The organism is Alcaligenes nematophilus (assembly GCF_026344155.1).
Taxonomy (GTDB): Bacteria; Pseudomonadota; Gammaproteobacteria; order Burkholderiales; family Burkholderiaceae_B; genus Alcaligenes; species Alcaligenes phenolicus.
In genome coordinates this window covers 379,938-399,652 of record NZ_JAPKMZ010000003.1, presented here as the reverse complement: position 1 = coordinate 399,652, position 19,715 = coordinate 379,938, and the positions used below count along the sequence as shown (strand labels likewise).

Sequence of the window (19,715 nt, the reverse complement as noted above, 5' to 3'; positions counted from 1 at the left end):
CGGTTTTTGAAAACTGGCCAGGAAGGATCGTTAAGGAGACGACATGAGTGTCATTCAGCAACAAATGCCAACGGGCAAGCGCAATGCTGCCATGGTGGTGTTTTTAATTGGCATGGCGATTGCCTTGTACACCCACTTTTACATGCCGGGTGAAAGCTCCCTGTGGGGCTTGACGCCGGTAGTGGTGTTTGCGCTTATCGCCTTGTTGGGTGTGGATATTGTTCTGGCCACGATTGGTGCGATTGTATTGGGCGCCATCATGACCAGTACGACGCCCATTGCCATGGGCAAACTGCTGGCCGAGTCCCTGGGCTCGTTCATTGCCGTGGTGGGTTTGATTATTGTACTGGGCGCCGGGGTGGGTGAAGTGGCTGCCCGTACGGGTGCCGCCGAGCAATTGGTGCGAGCCATTGTGAAGCGTATTGGCTTGTCCAATCCGGTGCGTGTGCGTCTGGGCATCATGGTGGCCTCCACCTTGATCTGTGGCGCTCTGGGTACGCTGGCTGGCGGTAACGCCATTATTGCTGCGGTGGTGATTCCAATTGCCGCGGCCGTGCGTCTGTCCCCTCCTGCTGTGGCTGCCTTGTTCCAAAGCGCCGGTTCCGCCGGTCTGGTGCTGGGCCCATTCACCCCTAACGTGGTGACCGTGACGGGTCTGACCGGTTTGAGCTACACCGATTACCTGCTGGTTGCCGGTCTGCCCATGGCTGCTGCTACCTTGCTGACGGGCTGGTTCATGTCCGGTCGTATTCAGAAGATGACCAAGGATCATTTCCAGTACGAAGAAGCCTCGCAAGGTCAGGCTGCTTTTGACGTGAATGCCAAGGCCTCCCCCAAGGCCGTGCGTGCTGCCTGGGCTTTCTGCATCACCATCGTGGGTTTGGCTGCGGTGGGTATCGCCTCCAAAGCCGGTTTTGCCTACGCCATTATTGTGATGGTGTCCCTGGGTGCTACCACCGGTCTGGCCGGTGGCATGAACCCACGTGAAATTTTGCAGGCCATGTATGCCGGTGCGGGCAAGCTGATCTGGATTTTCTTCCTGTTCTGGCTGTTCAACCCGGTGCTGGTGCTGGTGGATCAGTTGAACGCCTATCACGCCTTGCTGGATTCGGTGCAGCCCTATCTGGTCGGTATTAGTGGCGCCGTGCTGTGCATGTTGATTGTGGCCTTTAACGTGGTCGGTCACATTCCGGGTGCTGCCGTGGCGCAGATGACTTTCACCGCCAAGATCTTTGGTCCTGTGCTGGCGGCCGCCGGTGTGGGCCCCGCAGCCACTGCCGCCGTGATTCTGGGCAGTTCGCAGATTGACTGGTTTGGTCCTTTCCCTTCTTCAGATATGTTCGGCCAGATGGGCCTGGCGCGTTCCACTCAGCTCAAGTACATGTTGTATAACGGCTGGGCGGTCATGGCGGTCAACTTGTTGATGTTCGTCGGCCTGTTCCTGATTCTGGTCTAAGTATTGAAGGAGTGTTTGTATGTTTACCTTAGGAAGCGAGTTGCTGGATGCGCCACTGGTTCGTGAGCGCCTGCAGGAACGACTGGAGCCTTTGCTGACCCAGGAGTCCGCCCGTATTTCGATGGCGGTCTACGCTACCGACGGTACCTCCTTGTTCGAGTGGCAGGCGCAGCGCGTCATGCCCTCGGCCAGCCTGATCAAGACGCCCATGCTCCTGTGCCTGCTGGAACAGGTGGCACAGGGCAAGCTGTCGCTCGATACGGTTTACCCTTTGCCCGAGGGCGACCGTACCCCTGGCACCGGCATTTTGAGTCAGCTACCCGGCGTGCCCAGCCTGAGCCTGCGCGAGTTGGCTCTTTTAATGATTATTCTGAGCGATAACGTCGCTACCAATGCCCTGATCGATTTGCTGGGCATGGATAACATCAACGCCTGGAGCGCCCAGGCCGGCTTGAAACACACGGATTTGCAGCGCCACATGATGGACATGAAGGCGCGCGAGGCCGGTAAAGACAACTGGACGACTGTTCAGGATGCCTGCTCGACCTTGCTGTATCTATTGCATTCGCCTGCCCTGCCGGAAAACCTGCGTCAGCAGGGGCTGGACATGCTGGCGGATCAGCGCGAACGAGGTCACTTTGCGGCAATTTTGCCTTCTATCGCCCAACTGGCGCACAAAACCGGCTCCTTGCCCGGCTTGCGTCACGATGCCGGTATCTTGACGATGGGCGAACGCAGTGTGGTGCTGGCTGTGATGGCCGATGGCTTTACCGATGGCCGCACCAGCACCTCTTTATACGGTGGCCAGGGAGCGGGTGTCTTGTCCCGTCTGGCCTTGGAAACGGCCCGCGCCCTGCAGTATTGAGCCGGTCCGAAAGGATAAAAGTATGTCTACGACACGTGTTGCCTTAGTTCAATTGGATAGCGGCCGCGACCGCCAAACCAATCTGGACCAGCTAGAACATTGGGTGCTGGCCGCTGCCAAAGACGGCGCACAACTGATTGTGACTCCCGAGTACAGCGATGTACGTGGTGATACGGAATGGTTGCAGCAAAATGCCACGCCCATTCCGGGTCTGGTGACGGATCACATGGCCAGCCTGGCGCGCCGCACCGGTGCCTGGATTCATTTGGGTTCCATGCACGAGCGCCGTCCTGATGATCATCGCCTGGGCAACACGAGCGTGACGTTTTCACCAGAGGGCGAAATCGTGGCGCAATACCGCAAAGTGCATTTGTACGATGCGGTGGTGAACGGTCTGGAATACCGCGAGTCCGACGATTTCTGCCACGGTCAGCATCTGCAAAATGTGCAGGTCGGGGATCTGAATCTGGGCCTGAGCATTTGCTACGACATGCGCTTTGCCGAGCTGTTCCGTACCTTGCGTGCCCGTGGCGCGAATGTGCTGGTAGTGCCCGCCGCCTTTAATGTGCATACCGGCCGTGACCACTGGGAAGTGCTGTTGCGCGCCCGAGCCATTGAAAATCAGTGTTACGTGCTGGCCGCCGCGCAGATTGGCGGTCCCGGTCCCGCCATGCCGTGCTTGGGTCGCAGCATGATTATTGACCCTTGGGGCACCGTATTGGCCTGTATGCCTGATCATCCAGGCTATATTTGCGCCGATCTGGACCCCGCTCGCGTGCAGCGCATGCGTGAATCACTTCCGGCCTGGCAGCACCGCCGGGGTGATCTGTATCCTATTCCTTCTTGATTGTGTGCTGAAACAGACTGGAGTCTGCCATGACCGTACCTGCTGCCTTTGAGTTTTATCCGGGCACTGCCCCCTTGTTGATTTCCATGCCCCATTCGGGCACCTACGTGCCTTCGGACTTGCTGGCGCGTTTTACGGAGTCAGCGCGTCAGGTGCCGGATACGGATTGGCATATTCCACGCTTGTATGAGTGCGCCCAGAAACTGGGTGCGTCCGTGCTGGTGGCGACGTATTCGCGGTTTGTGGTGGATCAGAACCGCCCGCCGGACAATGCCAGCCTGTATCCCGGTCAAAGCGTCACCAGCCTGTGTCCCGTGGACACGTTTGGCGATGAACCCATTTACCAGCCTGGCCAGGAACCGGACGAGCGTGAGGTTGCCCAGCGTCGCGAGACCATCTGGTTGCCGTATCACCAGAAGCTGGAAGAAGAGCTGACGCGTTTGCTGGCCCTGCATGGCCGTGTGGTCCTGTGGGATGCGCATTCGATTCGTTCGGTCGTGCCGCGCTTTTTTGAAGGCCGTCTGCCGGATCTGAATTTCGGGACTGCCAATGGTCAGAGTTGCGATCCAGCCTTGAGCGAACGTCTGATGAAAACCGCCTCGGCCAACAAAGACTACAGCAGCGTGTTGAATGGTCGTTTCAAAGGTGGTTACATTACCCGCCACTACGGACGTCCCGAGCAGAACATCCATGCTGTGCAGCTGGAAATGGCGCAGTGCTGTTACATGGAAGAGCAGTGGCCCTTTGAGTACAAGGAAGAGGCGGCCCGTAACATCCAGCCCCTGATCGAGGCCTTGCTGCGCGACGCGCTGGCTTTTGCGACCAAGTCGTAAATTCATCCTGAGCCCCGGCATAGACAGGCCGGGGCGCTACACTATCGCCTTGGCCACGGTGGCCGTAGAGCGATTCATTTATGTCTGACCTTTCCCCGCCCCTGTTCGAGAAACTGTGCTGTCCTTTGGACGGCTTGCCGCTCTCGTTTGAGGCTGCCAGCTGGCGCTGCCCCTCGGGCCATTGTTTCGATACGGCCAGCCAGGGCTATATCAATCTGCTTCCTGTACAAAACAAGCGTTCACGCGATCCGGGCGACAGCAAGGAAATGGTGGCGGCGCGGCGTCGTTATCTGGAGTCCGGGGTGTACGAGCCTATTGCCGCCGGCGTGTGGCGTGCCTTGATGGATGGCCTGGAAGGAGAGGCGCCTTATGCCTGTCTGGATGCGGGCTGTGGCGAGGGCTATTACCCGCGTTATTTGCGTCAGCAGGATCAGAATGGGCAGTTGGCTCTGATTGGTCTGGATATTTCCAAGTGGGCCGTCATGGCAGCGGCGCGCAGTTCCTCGGACATACGTTGGCTGGTGGGTAGCAATGCGCAATTGCCCGTGCCGGATGGTGCTTTGGATGCCTTGCTGTGCATGTTTGGTTTTGCCGTGCCCGAGGAGTTCTTGCGCGTGCTGAAGCCGGGCGGTATCTGGGTGCAGGTTGAAGCGGGCCCAGACCATTTGCTGGAGCTGCGCCGCATTATTTATCCGACCTTGAAAGCCGACAAGGACGAGACTCCGCAGTCCCCGGTCGGTTTCAGTCTGGAAGCTGTTGAACGTGTTCGTTGTCAGATCAGCCTTGATTCACAAGAGAAAATTGCCGATCTGCTCTTGATGACGCCCCATTTGTTCCGAGCCAGCGCGCAAGGGCTGGAGCAGGCTCGTCAATTGACGAGCCTGGATCTTCAGGTGGATGTGCGTATCAAGGTCTTGCGCCGTCTTTAAGCTGATCTGCTCTGAGCGTCGCTGGCGGCCGGATCGCAAATTTCTACGCGGTTGCGTCCATTGCGCTTGGCCTTGTAAAGCGCTTCGTCCGCCAGTTTCAACACTGTGCTGTGTTCTCGGGCATGCAAGGGCCAGTGCGCCAACCCAATGGAAATCGTAATGGGTGAGCCAGTTGGGCTATTGGTTTCGCTGATCAAAATGCGCAGGCGCTCGGCCAGTTGCACGGCCTGGTCTACATCCTGATCGGGCAGAAAAATACAGAACTCTTCACCCCCGACCCGACAGATCAGGTCCGTATCGCGGGTGCAGGCCCGCATGGTGTCGGCCAGAAAGCTCAGCACCAGATCGCCCACATCGTGCCCGTAGGTGTCGTTCACGCGTTTGAAGTGGTCAATATCCACCGTCAGCACGGAAAAGGGGGTGTCCGTTTCCTTCCATTGTTGCAGCACAACAGCCATGCCCCGGCGGTTGTTCAGGCCGGTCAGCGGGTCGGTATTGCGCTCCACATCCATGACGCCCATTTTGCGATTAACACGTTTCAAGCCCAGCAACATGGCCAGCTTGATCTGGCGGGACTCAAAATACCAGGCATGAACTTGTTCGATGCGCGAGCTGGCCTTGGCTGAATCCAGATGCGGAGCCTGACGAGCCAGTTGTCGCAAGGGTTTGGCGATCAGCATGGCCAACATCCAGATCAGGATCTGCACGGCCAGGAAAAAGGGGATGGAATTGCGCAGTACTTTGCCCAGCAGGACCGTTAATTCATCCAGCACCACTTTGGTGGGGCTTTGCACCACGACTCCCCATTTCACATCGTTGCTGGGCGCGAAACCGGCCAGCATGTCTACGCCCTTCACGTTGCGCAGGGACAGAGCGTCACTCTCGCCCTGGCTGACAGCGTCAATGGCCGGGTTGCCGTGTATGACTTCGCCAATCCGGGCGACGTCACGGTGAAAAATCAGCCGTTTGTGCTGGTCGACTACATAAATGTAAGAACCATCACGGTAAAAGTGCTCGCCCAGCAAGGCGTTCAGGCTATTGGGCTCGTGCAGGTAGATGGAACCACCTACCAGGCCTTTGTAATTGCCTTCTGCATCAAAAATCGGGTGCGAAAGGAAGATCAGCAAGCGCCCGGTGGCGGACAGATAGGGTGGGCTGACCACGGGTTTCCTGGTTTTCAGTGCCAGTTGCGTGCCTTCCCCCCGCAGTGTCGTGCCAAGCAGGTTGAGCTGTTGGGGAGCATTGGCCAGAACCCGGCCCTCGGTATTCAGAATCAAAACCGAGTTAAAGCTGTTGTTTTGTTCTTTCAGGCGTCTGACTTCGTCACGTAGCATGGGCTCGTTGCCCTGATTCAGGGAACGGGAGAGTTCGTTGGCGCTATAACGAAGTTGCTGTTGCAAATTGGCGATGAAGGCATCGGTGCTGCTGGCCAGTTTCAGCGCGTAGGCGCGGTTCTTTTCCAGAGCTTGCTCGATCAGCAAGGAACGCTCCGCTGAATAGGCTCCATACAAGGTGTAGCCCATGGTCAGCAGACTGCTGGCAGTAGCCAGCAAGAGAATCAGCCGGCGCAGATCAACAAAAAACATGAGGATGGGCGAACGCTCGAAGTAAAGGGAGGGGCGGGGGAGGCCGAACAGACGGGCGTAAGACGCCTAAAACATTATACGTAAAGAATGTTTCCGAGTTTGAGGAGGTGTGACCTAAGGCCACAGGAAGGACGTCGCGCAGGGCAGGGGATTACGCCAGAGTGTAAGATGTGGAATGGTCTAGACCAATAGACAGTTACCACATGTGTATCGCTGGCTGGGTAGATTGGATGGTATCGGCCGGCACTTTTCCATGGAGATCCCGATATGAAAAGCGTAGATAGTTTTAAGGCTTTGCACCAGTTGGATGTCGGCGGGCAGTCCTACGACTACTATCGGTTAGATGCGGTTCGTGGAGATGGCCTGGATGTTGCCAGCCTGCCTTATGGCTTGAAGATCCTGCTGGAAAACTTGCTGCGCACCGAAGATGGTGGCGATGTCACGGCCGATGATATTCGCGCCCTGGCCGCCTGGGACCCTGCTGCCGAGCCCGATCGTGAAATCGCCTTTACCCCCGCACGCGTTGTGCTGCAGGACTTTACTGGTGTTCCAGCCGTTGTGGACCTGGCCGCCATGCGTGAAGCCATGCAGGCCTTGGGCGGTGACCCGCAAAAAATCAACCCCTTGGCCCCTGTCGAGCTGGTTATCGACCACTCGGTGATCGTGGATGACTTTGGCAAGCCCAGCTCGTTTGAACGCAACGTGGAAATCGAATACGAGCGCAATATGGAGCGCTATCAGTTCCTGCGCTGGGGCCAAAGTGCTTTTGATAACTTCAAGGTCGTGCCACCGGGCACCGGTATTGTTCACCAGGTGAACCTGGAACATTTGGCCCGCGTGGTCTTTACGCGCGACGAACAAGGCCGTCAGCTGGCGTATCCCGATACCTGTGTGGGCACGGACTCGCACACGCCTATGGTGAACGGTCTGGGCGTGGTGGCCTGGGGCGTAGGCGGTATCGAGGCCGAAGCCGCCATGCTGGGCCAGCCCATTTCCATGCTGATCCCTCGCGTTGTGGGTTTCAAGCTGACGGGCCAAATGCCTGAAGGCACCACGGCTACTGACCTGGTGCTGACGATTACCGATATGCTGCGTCAGCATGGGGTGGTCGGCAAGTTTGTGGAGTTCTACGGCCCCGGCGTCAGCGCTGTGCCGTTGGCCAACCGTGCCACTATCGGCAATATGAGCCCTGAATACGGCTCCACCATCTCCATGTTCCCGATTGACGAGGAAACCCTGCGTTATATGGAGCTGACGGGCCGCAGCAAAGAGCAGATCGAACTGGTACGCGCCTACGCCAAGGCTCAGGGCCTGTGGCACGATCCGCAGCACGAGCCTCGCTACTCCGAGCGCCTGGAGCTGGATCTGTCCACCGTTGTTCCTTCGATTGCTGGCCCCAAGCGTCCCCAGGACCGCATTGCGCTGTCCTCGTCCAAACCTGCATTCCGTACCGCTGTGCGCGACTTGCTGGGCGACGATGTAGCGACCTACGATGAGGCCGTGGAAGAAAGTTTCCCCGCGTCGGACGTGCCTTCGCACAAGCCGCCAGCACCCCGTAAAGCTGCTGTGAAATTCACCTTGGCCGACGGTAGCCAGTGTGAGCTGGATCACGGTTCGGTGGTGATTGCCGCCATTACCTCGTGTACCAATACCTCCAACCCCAGCGTCATGATGGCCGCCGGTCTGTTGGCCAAGAAAGCCGTGGAAAAGGGCTTGAGCCGCAAGCCTTGGGTGAAAACCAGTCTGGCCCCCGGATCGCGCGTGGTCACGGACTACTACCAGCGTGCAGGCCTGACTTCCTATCTGGACAAGCTCGGTTTTGATCTGGTTGGCTATGGGTGCACTACATGTATTGGTAACTCTGGCCCCTTGATTCCAGAGGTCAGCCAGGCCATTAACCAGAACGATCTGGCCGTGGTGTCCACGCTGTCCGGTAACCGCAACTTCGAGGGCCGTATTCACCCCGAAGTGAAGATGAACTACCTGATGTCGCCACCGCTGGTGGTCGCCTACGCCTTGGCGGGCACCATGGATATTGACCTGTACCACGAGCCTTTGGGGCAGGGCAGCGATGGCAAGGATGTATTCCTGAAAGACATCTGGCCGTCTGCCGCTGAAGTGCAGGATGTGATCAGCAAGGCGATTGCCTCGGATATGTACCGTGATGGTTATGCCGATGTGTTCGCCGGTGACGAGCGCTGGCGCTCTCTGCCTACCCCCAAAGGGGATCGTTTCGAGTGGCAGGATGATTCCACCTACGTGCGCAAACCGCCTTACTTCATTGACCTGAAGCGCGATCCAAGCCCTGTCTCGGACATTCGTGGTGCTCGCGTGCTGGCCAAGCTGGGTGATTCGGTGACAACCGACCACATCAGCCCCGCCGGTTCGATTGCGCGTACCTCGCCTGCGGCAACGTACTTGATGGATCACGACGTCAAACCGCAGGATTTCAACTCCTACGGCTCGCGTCGCGGTAACCATGAAGTCATGATTCGCGGCACTTTCGCTAACGTGCGTCTGCGCAACCAATTGGCTCCGGGTACAGAAGGCGGCTATACACGCGACTTCACGCAAGATGGCGCACCAGTGGCCACGATTTACGATGCCTCGCGCAATTACTTGAATGCCGCTGTCCCGCTGGTGATTCTGGCCGGCAAGGAATACGGTTCGGGTTCTTCGCGTGACTGGGCGGCCAAAGGCACGGTGCTCTTGGGCGTCCGTGCAGTCATTGCCGAGTCCTACGAGCGTATTCACCGCAGCAACCTGCTGGGCATGGGCGTGATGCCTTTGCAGTTCCCGGCTGGCCAGAACGCCGAAACCTTGGGCCTGGCGGGGGATGAAGTCTTTGATATCGAAGGCATTACCGCCCTGAATCAGGACAAGATTCCCGAGAAGGTCAAAGTGCGTGCGGGCGATATCGAGTTCGAGGCCCTAGTCCGAATTGATACGCCTAGCGAAGCGCATTACTACCGTCACGGCGGTATCATGCAGTACGTTTTGCGGGGCTTGTTGAAAGCGTAAGCCCGGCAGCAGGTCAAGGCGTGTGCATGCACGCCCAACAGTGCGTCAGTTGTGCCCTGTGCAACTGGCGCACTGGTGTGTTTGAAGGGCCGGCACGGTTGCCGGCTCTTTGTTTGGATAAAGAAAAATGGCAAATACCCAAGAAGCGTCTTGGTCTGAACTCCTGTCTGGCCGTAATGGCTTGCGCTCACTGGCCTTGGCCGGGGGCGTGGCCGTTCATGCGATCAACGTCTACGTGGCGACCACGATTCTGCCCTCGGTGGTGGAGGATATCGGCGGGCTGGAGTACTACGCCTGGAATACCACGCTATTTGTGGTGGCCTCGATTCTGGGCTCGGCCCTGTCGCCACAAGTTCTGGAAAAACTGGGTCTGCGTCACAGCTTCTTGATGTCCTTGCTGTTCTTTGCCATTGGCACGACCCTGTGCGCGGCAGCGCCTTCCATGCCTTTCCTGCTCTTTGCCCGCACGATTCAAGGTTTGGGCGGCGGCTTGCTGCTGGGCCTGAGCTATTCTTCGATCCGGCTGGTATTTGAAGAGCGACTTTGGCCGCGCGTCATGGCCTTGGTATCCAGTATGTGGGGTGTGGCAACCTTGTCGGGTCCGGCGATTGGTGGGGTATTTGCCCAGATGGGACAGTGGCGTCTGGCCTTCTGGAGTGTCCTGCCATGTGCCGCTTTGCTGGCGATTCTGGTCTGGACGCAATTGCGCGATGCGCGTGCGCCTGAAACTCGTAAATCCGGTTCCACTTTAGGCAAGGTATTGCTGCTGACCGCTTCTGTGCTGGTCATGTCCGCAGGTAGCCTGTCTACTTCCTGGATGATCAATCTGGGCGGTGTGCTGGGCGGGGCGATTCTGGTTTATTTGATGGCGCGTGTCGACAGCAAGTCCACCAGTCGCCTGTTTCCGCAGGGCACTTACTCCATCAGCACGGCCTTGGGCAGTCTGTATGCCGGTATTGGTCTGGTCAGCGTGGCCGTGGCAACGGAAATTTTCATTCCCTATTTCCTGCAGATCATCCACCACATGAGCCCGCTGAAAGCAGGCTACCTGACGGCCTTGATGTCAGGCGGCTGGACCCTGGGTTCTATTGCCAGCTCCAGCCGGGGGCTGAAAACCGGGGATCGCATGATTATTGCCGGGCCTGTGCTCTCGGGCTTGTCATTGGCTGCCTTGGGCGTCTTTATCCCGTGGGTAGGCTTGGGTGAAGGCACGGACTATTCCTGGGCCTTATACCTGTCTTTATTGGGAGTCGGAGTGGGGATTGGTCTGGCCTGGCCGCATTTGCTGACGCGGGTATTTCATTCCGCGCCCAAGGGGCAGGAGAATATTGCCTCGGCCGCCATTACCACCTTGCAGTTGTTCACGATGGCATTGGGTGCGGCCTTGGCAGGAATCATTACGACAGCCTCGGGCTTTGTGGACCCCGGTGGGGTGCAGGGCGCACGCCAGTCGGCGCAGGCTCTGCTGTGGTTGTTTGCCCTGGCGCCCCTTCTTGCAGCCTTCTTGTCCGGGCCTGCGCGTCGGGTGCGCCCCAAGGCTTAGTCCTGGACGGTGCTTTTGGGCAGGCGGAACAGCTCTGGATCCGGGCCAAGACGGCCGTCGGCCTGATCCAGGCTGGCAATGGCGGCCATATCGGCTTCGCTTAGCTCAAAGCTGAAAATGTCCATATTGTCGCGCTGGCGCTCGGGGGAGTTGGACTTGGTAATCACCATATTGCCCAGCTGAATCTGCCAGCGCAGCATGATTTGCGCCACGGAACGGCCATGTTCCTTGGCAATCTTGTTCAACACCGGGTTGTCCCACAGCGTGCCCAATCCCAGCGGGCTCCAGGCTTGCGTCTGGATGGCGTGGTCTTCGTGGTAATGGCGCGATTCAGCCTGCTGAAAGCCGGGGTGCAGCTCGATCTGGTTCAGTACAGGCAACACACCTGTCTTGTCCAGCAAGGTTTGCAGGTGCTGGGGCAGGAAGTTGCACACCCCAATCGACTTCACACGACCTTCATTGCGCAGATTGATCAGCGTTTCCCAAGTCTGGATGTACTGGCGGTTCTTGGGCACGGGCCAGTGAATCAGGTACAGATCCACATAATCCAGCTGCAGCTTGTCCATGCTTTCTTCAAAGCCTGCACGGGTATTGTCGTGGCCATGCATGTCATTCCACAGCTTGGTGGTCACAAACAGCTCTTCGCGTGGCACCTTGGACTGACGAATCCCTTGGCCCACCTCGGCCTCGTTACCGTAGATGGCGGCGGTATCGATCAGGCGGTAGCCTGCTTCGATGCCACTGCACACCACATCGGCCGTTTGCTCGGCAGGTACCTGCCACACGCCCATGCCCAGTTGTGGCGCACGGTTATCGTCGTGGAAGGTGATTGTTGGGGGGGTAGTCGACATAGGTCTCTCCTCGGTTGAGTGCACGGCAAAACAGCCAGGACATGGCTGATGAAACCACCGCGCATTGGGAACGATCGGGCTCTAGAGTACAGGCGGTGTCAAAGCAAAAGTCCTTAAAAGGACCTGAATCCGCATGGGATGGACACGCGAAGCTTGTACGTAGGCAGGAAATTAGCTTATTGTTTTTTGTCCTGCGGCGATTATAGAGGCGTCGACTGGATTTTTTCTTAAGATGTTGCAATCTGCATCATTCATAATCCCATATAAGCTTTAGCTCTATGGGATTCCAGCTGGAGTAAGTATGAGCGTACATACCACGCAGGTCCGCGTTAGCGTACCCGCCTTGATCGCCTGCAAGGGCAAACAAAAAATTGCTTCATTAACAGCCTACATCGCGCCTATCGCACGTATGCTGGACGAGCACCTGGATATGATTCTGGTGGGCGATTCGACCGCTATGGTGGGCTATGCCATGCCCGATACCTTAAGCATTACGGTCGATATGATGGCGGCCCATGCTGCTGCCGTGGTGCGTGCGACTCAACATGCTTGTATTGTCGTGGATATGCCGTTTGGCAGCTATCAGGAATCACCCCAGCAGGCATTTGCCAATGCATCGCGTATGCTCGCCATCAGCGGTGCCCAATCGGTGAAGCTGGAAGGCGGTCAGGCCATGGCTGAAACCACGCGCTTCCTGGTCGAGCGCGGTGTGCCCGTGCTGGCACACGTGGGTTTGATGCCCCAGTACGTCAACACCATGGGCGGTTACAAGGCTCAAGGCATGACAGATGCGGCTGCCCAACGTGTGCTGGAAGACGCGGTGGCTCACGCACAGGCGGGTGCCTGGGGGGTGGTGCTGGAAGGGGTGGCAGAAGGTCTGGGCCGCCGTATTACTGAAACCATCGCTATTCCGACCATCGGTATCGGTGCTTCTCCCGCATGTGATGGCCAGGTTCTGGTGACGGAAGACATTCTGGGTCTGACCAATGGCAAGATCCCCAAGTTCGCCAAACCCTACGCGGATGTGGGTGCCTTGATCTCCCAGGCAGCCGGTCAATACGCGGCTGAAGTGCGTGATGGTTCTTTCCCCACGCTGGATCAATGTTTCGGTGTGAAACGCTAGTCCGGCTAACTATTCCGCATTAGAATATTCCGTGTTGATAAATGCGGCATTCACATAGAACGACATGGAAATTCGCCAATTAGAAGCCTTTGCAGCGGTAATGTCTGCTGGCAGTGTTACCGCTGCTGGCAGACTGCTGGACCGCTCTCAGCCAGTGGTTAGCCGCCAGATCCAGGAGCTGGAACAGGAACTGGGCTTCAGGCTTTTTACCCGCACCCGTCCGCAGGTCACCTTGACTGAACAAGGGCGCGAGTTCTATCTGGAAGCCCGGCCCGTGCTGATGAATCTGGAGGTGCTGCAAAGCCGCGCTCTGGAAATCGCCCGTGGGGGCCTGCGACCCCTGCGCATCGTGACTACTCACGCCTTGGCGATTGGCTTGGTGCCGCAAGCGCTGGGCATCATGGAGCAGCACGATCCGGCCTTCAAGCAAAAGCTGATTATTGATACGGTAAAGCCGGAAGAAGTGGTGCAAGCCATTGACGAAGGACGGGCCGATCTGGCGGTGACCAGTTTGCCGCTGGACATTGATGGCTGCACCTTGCATTGGTCAGGTCAAAGCCCCTGCCTGCTGGGCATGGCCGTCAATCATCCCCTGGCCAAACAGGAACTGGTGCGTCTCAGTGATATTCAGGGTACCCCCCTGATTTCCATCCAGAACCGCCACCGCTTGCGGCATACCCTGGCAACCGCCTTGCTGCGCGCCAGTCCGGAAGCCCCGGAAGATATCCGTCATATCGAGGTTGCCTCCTCGTTGGAAGGCCTGGTTCTGGCCAGCCAAGGGGTAGGCGTGTCCTTGATTGACCCCTTTACCGCCCACGGCCTGCCACTGCCCAACGTCGTGTTGCGCCCGATTGATATCCACGTTCCTTATATGGTCGGTGTGGTGTCTTTGCGATCCCGCGAACTGCGTCCGGATGCGCAGCGCCTGGTCGAAGCCATGCGGCAGTACGTGCTGCAATTCATCCCGCGCTTTGTGCTGGGGGATGACACCGGCTTGCCAAGCACCCAGGATCCGTTTGACTCGCTGTAATCAACACGCTTGTTGATCAAGGCTCGGGCGGCTTTGCTGGATGCTCGCCCGCCTCTGCAGGGCTTAGGGGATCATTGCGTACGCCAGAACTTCCAGCTTCATGCCCGGCTCCACCAAGGCTGCAACGCCAACACTGGCGCGGTTGGGGAAGGGCGCAGAGAAAAACTCCCTGTACACCTTGTCGATGCTGTCCATGTCGGCAACATCGGTCATGTAGATCAGCACTTGGGTGACATTTTCCAGGCTGCCACCGGCCGCTTGCGTGGCCCGTTGCAGATTGGCAAAGGTCAGGCGAGCTTGCTGCTCGATGCTTCCCGTATCAATGCTGCCGTCCGGCCGCACAGGTCCGTTTACCGTAAACAGCATTTCCCCTTTGGCTTTGACTGCCCAGGAAAACGCTTGCTTCAGGGGTGGCAGTCCGACGTCGACAACTTGTTTCATCACTTGCTCCGAGTAGAGGTGACCGGCAAGGACGCAAAGAGCGCGTGCGTGGCATCTCCCAAGCGGGTGTTGGGACGAGCCTGGTCAAGAATGACATCGAAGTGGTTGCGTGCTGGCATTTCGATGGGGGGCAGATACCGGGCTCCCACTGCATTAAGCGCATCGGCAAAAGCCTGACTCTGGCGTTTGAACTCCGAGGTTTCGATTTCTCCCCAGCTGATGATGGCGGGCGGAAAGCCCGTCAGATCAAGCAGTTGGGGGCTGATCGCTTGTGCGCTCGCCGTGTCCAGAGACAGTGCCTCATTGATGCTGGTGCCAATCAGGGGCTGCAGGTCGTAAATGCCTGAAACGAGTACCGCCGCTGCGGGTGCCCCTACGGGTAAATCGGCATCATCTTTCCATCCACGCAAGCAGCACATGGCAGCCAGATGCGCGCCGGCAGAACTGCCGGACACGACGATACGTTGCGGGTCAAAGCCCAGTTCTTCGCCATGTTGATGCAGCCAGCGCAGAGCCTGGCGGCACTCCAGCACCATGTCGTGGACAGAGGCTTGCGGTGCCAAGGTGTACTCAATGGCGGCAAAGGCAATGCCGGCCTCGGTGCAGTCCGGGGCCGAGAATAAAGAGGAAGCCTTGGAAAGCTCCTGCCAGTAGCCGCCATGAATAAATAGCAGCAGCGGCGGGAGGGATTCCGAGTCGCGGGGTGCAGGTAAAAAGAGGTCAAGCTTATGCGCGGCGGCATTGCCATAGGCAAGCTCGGCATGCCGAGCTCCGCTTTGCAAAGCTGCTGCGCTAAGTGTGGCGTAGTCCTCGATATAGGGTGCGTAGTTCCCGCCTATACAGGAACTGGGCGAGTATTCACGTTCGCGCTCCTGCGCGGAGAGTAAGTCCTGTGGGGCTTGCATTACAGCGCGGTCCGAACAGTCCAGATCTCGGGGAACAGCACCACATCGAGCATCTTGCGCAGGTAGCTGACGCCGCCTGTGCCGCCCGTGCCGCGTTTGAAGCCGATGACGCGCTCAACAGTCGTGACATGGCGGAAACGCCAAAGACGGAAGGCGTCCTCAATGTCGGTCAGCTTCTCGCCCAGCTGGTATAGATCCCAGTGTGCATGCGGGTCACGGTAGACCTCCAACCATGCAGCTTCCACCTCGGGGCTGGCTTCGTAGGGCTGTGTCCAGTCACGGGCCAGGTGATCGGCGGGAATGGCAAAGCCCTGGCGGGCCAGCAGGCGCAGCGACTCGTCATAGAGCGAAGGGGCACGGTACGCCTTGTCGACCATCTGGAGCAGGTCTGGCCTATGGGCATGGGGCTTGAGCATGGCCGCATTCTTGTTGCCCAGAGCAAATTCAATGCAGCGATACTGCGCGCTTTGAAAACCGCTGGAGCTGGCCAGATAAGGGCGCATCGCCGTGTATTCCGGCGGGGTCATGGTCGAGAGCACGGTCCAGGCACTGACCAGCTGCTCCATGATGCGCGAGACCCGCGCCATCATCTTGAAGGTGTCGGCGTAGCGGTCGGCTGCGATGGCTGCAGTGGCGGCGGTCACTTCATGCAGCATCAGTTTCATCCAGAGTTCGCTGGTCTGGTGCTGGATGATGAACAGCATTTCGTCGTGGGCAGGCGAGAGCGGGTGTTGAGCGCCCAGCACCTCGTCCAGGTGCAAGTAGTCGCCATAGCTCATGGATTGGCTGAAATCCAACTGCGCTTTTTCTTCCGAAACAATGCGCTCTGTCTCGCTGATTCCCTTGTCAGCCGATGCTTTGGAAGCATTCATTTGTTCTGTTCCCGGTACGTTAATAATGATCTGCGCGACCTGTGGAACAGGTCGCGTGGGTCGATAGAAAATCAAAGTCGCGTTGCGCGCCGAGGGGAGTTTGCAATACATCTTGCCCGAAGGTCTCCATCAGCGGCAGGATGCGGTCACCTGAGTAGGCGGGCATAGGGGTAAAGCTGAAATGGGTCTGTGGTTTCATAATTTCATCCCACTTAAATTTATGCGTTGATCTTATGGATTTAAGGGTCTTGCGCCAAGCTGTTTTTTATAGAAGCATAACTTTTTCTGAAAAACTTAAAAAACGGGTTTTTTTATGCAAATAGAACTGGATCAGGTGGATGGCAGTTTGCTGGCCGAGCTGCAAGGAAACGCCCGGCTGACAACAAGCGAGCTGGCGCAAAAAGTGGGTATATCGCAGTCGCCTTGCTGGCGCCGGATTCGACGCATGGAAGAAGCCGGGCTTATTTCAGGCTACCACGCCCGGCTGGATCGTCGTGGCCTGGGTTATGGCGTGGTGGCCTTTGTCAGCATCAGTGTGGACTTTCAAAATGAAGAGCGTTCGGTGCAATTTGTGGAGGCCGTGCGCGATATTCCGGAGGTGGTGATGTGCCACGGCATTGCCGGTCCGGCGGATTTTTTGCTGATGGTCGTGGCCAAGGATCTGGACAGCTATTCGGAATTGTTGCAACGAAAATTGCATCGTTTACCCGGTGTTCGGCAAGCGCAGACCAGTTTTTCCTTGCAGGAATTCAAGGGCCTTAACGCACTGCCAATCCCAGCAATGGCCGGCCCTGCAGCCTGATCAAGTGCTCTGCAAAAGCTGATGCGCGGCTCGCTCACAAAGCGTGTCGAGTCGCTCATCACGAATCAGGTGGCTAAGGGTTAGCTCTGATTTGTTGTCGTAGAAGTCCGTCCTTAGAATTGATCAAAAATCACAAATCTTTGCTCGAATTCACGTTGTGACGGAATTTAATGAAACATTCAGATGCTGCAAGCACAAGCGCTCCGCTCGAAGCTTTTCAACCCATCGTTCGGCAATCCGTCAACGAAGCGGTCTATCAAGCCCTACGTAACAAGCTGATGCACGGTGAGTACCGTGCGGGCCAAGTGCTTGGCATTCAGTACCTGGCCGATGCGCTGGGTACCAGCACCATGCCCGTGCGCGAAGCACTGCGCCGTCTGGTGGCACAGCAGGGGCTGGAGCCTTTGCCTAACGGCACTACCCGTGTTCCTTTGATCACCAAAGCCTGCCTGAGCGATATTCGCCGCGCCCGCGTTTTGATCGAAGGCACCGTCACCGAATGGGCGGGGCCTTTCCTGACTCCGTCCGTGCTGGATCAGCTGGAGCAACTGGCGCAAGAAATCACCCAAGAGCGCCGCACGCCCAAAGGCGTGGCCAGCAGCCTGGAAAAAAACCGGATCTTTCATTTCACGATTTACGGAGCCGCTCAGTCTCCCGTCATGCTCGCCATGATCGAGAGCCTGTGGCTGCAGTCGGGCGCTTACTTGCGTGAAACCCGCGAGCAGCTGCACAACGAAGACTCTGCCGATCACCTGCACGAATCCACCGTCAAAGCGCTGCGCGCGGGCAATTTTGCCCAGGCGCGCCAATACATTCAGGAAGATGTTTCCTGGATCTTTGATCGCTTGGACCTGGCCGATTAAGTCGATCTCTTAACTACTCATCACCACCAAAGACCATGCTAAAAAAACATAGATCAAAAGCAGTGACCGAGGGCGTGACTCGCACCCCACACCGAGCCTTTCTGCGTGCAACAGGCCTGGACGATGATGATCTGGACCGTTCGATGGTCGCCATCATTGGAACCGCCGGAGACAACACACCCTGTTCCAAATCGCTGGGCCCACAAGCAGACAGCGTGCGCCTGGGTGTAGCCCAAGGTGGTGGCGTACCCGTCATGATGAACACGATTTCCGTGTCCGATGGCACCTCCATGAACCACGCTGGCATGCGCATGAGCCTGGTCTCGCGCGAGATGATTGCCGACAGCATGGAAATAGCCGTGCGTGGCCATGCCTATGACGCTTTGGTCGGTTTGGGCGGTTGCGACAAGACGCTGCCCGGCACCCTGATGGCCATGGCGCGCCTCAATGTCCCTTCGGTTTTCATTTACGGTGGCTCCATGTTGCCGGGCTACTCGCCCGATGGCACTGAAAACACGGTGCTGACTGCCATTGAGGGTGTGGGTCGTTATCAGACTGGGGCGATTTCCCTGGAGCAACTGCACGGCATTGAGCGCACCTGTGCCATGACCGTGGGCTCCTGTCCGGGCCAGTTCACCGCCAATACCATGGGTATGGTGGCAGAGGCTTTGGGCATGTCCTTCCTGGGTTCGTCGACCACCCCGGCGGTTTACAGCCAGCGGCATGCACTGGCTCGCCGAGCTGGTCGCCGCGTGATGGAGATTCTGGAAAACGGTGGTCCTTTGCCGCGTGATCTCATCACCCGCAAGAGTCTGGAAAATGCCGCAGCGGCTGTTGCAGCGACTGGCGGCTCGACCAACGTGGCCTTGCATATCCCTGCTATTGCGCACGAAGTGGGCATTCGTTTCACCATGGACGATCTGGCCGAAGTGTTCAACCGCACGCCACTGATTGCCGATTTGCAGCCCGGCGGCCGTTATCTGGCCCGCGATCTGGACGTGATTGGCGGGGTGCCTGTAGTGCTCAAGGCACTGCTGAAAAGCGGCCACCTGCACGGCGATGTGTTGACCATTACCGGCGAAACCTTGGCCGAAGCCCTGGAGAGCTTCCCCGATGTGGATGGCCGTATCGTGCGTAGCAGCGATCAGCCCATCCATGCGTCGGGCGGTCTGGTCGTGCTCAAGGGCAATCTGTGCCCCGATGGCGCCTTGCTGAAAATTGCCGGCTTGAAGTCTCTGGTTTTTGAAGGCCGCGCTCGCGTCTTTGAAACCGAGGAAGACTGCATGGCCGTGGTGTCCAAGCAGGCCTACGAGACTGGCGATGTACTGATCATTCGCAACGAAGGACCCAAAGGCGGCCCCGGCATGCGCGAGATGTTAAGCGTTACTGCGGCTATTTACGGCCATGGCAATGGCGAGAAAGTGGCACTGCTGACCGATGGCCGTTTCTCCGGTGCGACACGCGGCATGTGTATCGGCTATGCCAGCCCCGAGGCAGCAGCCGGTGGGAACATCGGCTTGGTGCGCGACGGCGACCGTATCACCATCGATGCCACGCAAAGCAGCATGCAGCTGCATGTGTCCGACGAGGAGCTGGCTGCACGCAGAGAGCAATGGAAACCCTTCGTACGAGATCGTTTGGCTGGCGCGCTGGAGAAGTACGCACGCCTGGTTGGACCGACCAATGAAGGGGCAGTGACTCATTCGGGGGCTGCCGAGTGGCCGCAAGAGCAGCTTGAGGACGTATAA

At 57.9% G+C, this 19,715-nt stretch carries 18 protein-coding genes; 12 read left to right on the top strand and 6 right to left on the bottom strand.

What is annotated here, in order from left to right; genetic code table 11:
• Positions 1-43: 43 nt before the first annotated feature.
• From OSH04_RS10505 to OSH04_RS10485, 5 genes are all read left to right on the top strand, one after another.
• A complete protein-coding gene (locus OSH04_RS10505) occupies positions 44-1,456 on the top strand; it encodes a hypothetical protein (RefSeq protein ID WP_035269790.1) in 1,413 nt (470 codons plus the stop codon).
• A 19-nt stretch (positions 1,457-1,475) separates the two neighbouring features.
• On the top strand, positions 1,476-2,321 hold the full coding sequence (locus tag OSH04_RS10500) for a serine hydrolase (RefSeq protein WP_035269792.1): 846 nt from the start codon (positions 1,476-1,478) through the stop codon (positions 2,319-2,321).
• Between the two features lie 22 nt (positions 2,322-2,343).
• Entirely contained in the window at positions 2,344-3,168 is an 825-nt protein-coding gene (locus OSH04_RS10495) for a carbon-nitrogen hydrolase family protein (protein WP_026483610.1), read from the top strand.
• A gap of 29 nt (positions 3,169-3,197) precedes the next feature.
• The gene (gene hutG, locus OSH04_RS10490) at positions 3,198-4,001 is read left to right on the top strand and encodes an N-formylglutamate deformylase (protein ID WP_257112640.1); all 804 of its coding nucleotides are present in this window, start codon (positions 3,198-3,200) and stop codon (positions 3,999-4,001) included.
• Positions 4,002-4,081: 80 nt separating this feature from the next.
• Positions 4,082-4,930: a putative RNA methyltransferase gene (locus tag OSH04_RS10485; RefSeq protein ID WP_266108415.1), complete on the top strand. Its 849-nt coding sequence runs from the start codon at positions 4,082-4,084 to the stop codon at positions 4,928-4,930.
• Here OSH04_RS10485 and OSH04_RS10480 read toward each other — a convergent pair.
• Positions 4,927-6,516 (bottom strand): sensor domain-containing diguanylate cyclase, encoded by a 1,590-nt coding sequence (locus tag OSH04_RS10480; RefSeq protein ID WP_035269803.1) that lies wholly within the window; start codon positions 6,514-6,516, stop codon positions 4,927-4,929. The genes OSH04_RS10485 and OSH04_RS10480 overlap by 4 nt on opposite strands.
• A 267-nt stretch (positions 6,517-6,783) precedes the next feature.
• Here OSH04_RS10480 and acnA point away from each other — a divergent pair, with 267 nt between their 5' ends.
• Both acnA and OSH04_RS10470 read left to right on the top strand, forming a co-directional pair.
• A complete protein-coding gene (acnA, locus tag OSH04_RS10475) occupies positions 6,784-9,537 on the top strand; it encodes an aconitate hydratase AcnA (RefSeq protein WP_115634553.1) in 2,754 nt (917 codons plus the stop codon).
• A 127-nt stretch (positions 9,538-9,664) separates the two neighbouring features.
• The gene (locus OSH04_RS10470; protein WP_035269806.1) at positions 9,665-11,080 is read left to right on the top strand and encodes an MFS transporter; all 1,416 of its coding nucleotides are present in this window, start codon (positions 9,665-9,667) and stop codon (positions 11,078-11,080) included.
• Here OSH04_RS10470 and OSH04_RS10465 read toward each other — a convergent pair.
• Complete coding sequence (locus OSH04_RS10465; RefSeq protein ID WP_022983645.1) at positions 11,077-11,931, bottom strand: aldo/keto reductase; 855 nt, start codon at positions 11,929-11,931, stop codon at positions 11,077-11,079. The genes OSH04_RS10470 and OSH04_RS10465 overlap by 4 nt on opposite strands.
• Before the next feature lie 301 nt (positions 11,932-12,232).
• Here OSH04_RS10465 and panB point away from each other — a divergent pair, with 301 nt between their 5' ends.
• Both panB and OSH04_RS10455 read left to right on the top strand, forming a co-directional pair.
• Entirely contained in the window at positions 12,233-13,054 is an 822-nt protein-coding gene (gene panB, locus OSH04_RS10460; RefSeq protein WP_009456821.1) for a 3-methyl-2-oxobutanoate hydroxymethyltransferase, read from the top strand.
• A gap of 64 nt (positions 13,055-13,118) precedes the next feature.
• Positions 13,119-14,084: a LysR family transcriptional regulator gene (locus tag OSH04_RS10455; protein WP_009456820.1), complete on the top strand. Its 966-nt coding sequence runs from the start codon at positions 13,119-13,121 to the stop codon at positions 14,082-14,084.
• Positions 14,085-14,147: 63 nt separating this feature from the next.
• Here OSH04_RS10455 and OSH04_RS10450 read toward each other — a convergent pair whose 3' ends face one another.
• The 4 genes from OSH04_RS10450 to OSH04_RS10435 are packed head-to-tail and all read right to left on the bottom strand — an operon-like array spanning position 14,148 to position 16,501.
• The gene (locus OSH04_RS10450) at positions 14,148-14,525 is read right to left on the bottom strand and encodes a RidA family protein (protein WP_035269810.1); all 378 of its coding nucleotides are present in this window, start codon (positions 14,523-14,525) and stop codon (positions 14,148-14,150) included.
• Positions 14,525-15,430, bottom strand: a complete 906-nt coding sequence (locus OSH04_RS10445; protein WP_266108414.1) for an alpha/beta hydrolase — start codon at positions 15,428-15,430, stop codon at positions 14,525-14,527. The genes OSH04_RS10450 and OSH04_RS10445 overlap by 1 nt, the downstream gene beginning before the upstream one ends.
• Complete coding sequence (gene kynA / locus OSH04_RS10440; RefSeq protein WP_266108413.1) at positions 15,430-16,302, bottom strand: tryptophan 2,3-dioxygenase; 873 nt, start codon at positions 16,300-16,302, stop codon at positions 15,430-15,432. The genes OSH04_RS10445 and kynA overlap by 1 nt, the downstream gene beginning before the upstream one ends.
• A 19-nt stretch (positions 16,303-16,321) precedes the next feature.
• On the bottom strand, positions 16,322-16,501 hold the full coding sequence (locus OSH04_RS10435) for a hypothetical protein (protein WP_137430537.1): 180 nt from the start codon (positions 16,499-16,501) through the stop codon (positions 16,322-16,324).
• Between the two features lie 114 nt (positions 16,502-16,615).
• Between OSH04_RS10435 and OSH04_RS10430 the strand changes: the two genes are divergently transcribed.
• From OSH04_RS10430 to ilvD, 3 genes are all read left to right on the top strand, one after another.
• Positions 16,616-17,104 (top strand): Lrp/AsnC family transcriptional regulator, encoded by a 489-nt coding sequence (locus OSH04_RS10430; protein ID WP_035269814.1) that lies wholly within the window; start codon positions 16,616-16,618, stop codon positions 17,102-17,104.
• 170 nt (positions 17,105-17,274) lie between these two features.
• The gene (locus OSH04_RS10425) at positions 17,275-17,967 is read left to right on the top strand and encodes a GntR family transcriptional regulator (protein ID WP_009455428.1); all 693 of its coding nucleotides are present in this window, start codon (positions 17,275-17,277) and stop codon (positions 17,965-17,967) included.
• A 35-nt stretch (positions 17,968-18,002) separates the two neighbouring features.
• Positions 18,003-19,715 carry a dihydroxy-acid dehydratase gene (ilvD, locus tag OSH04_RS10420; RefSeq protein ID WP_031232959.1) on the top strand — a complete coding sequence of 571 codons (1,713 nt, stop codon included), beginning with the start codon at positions 18,003-18,005 and terminating at the stop codon, positions 19,713-19,715.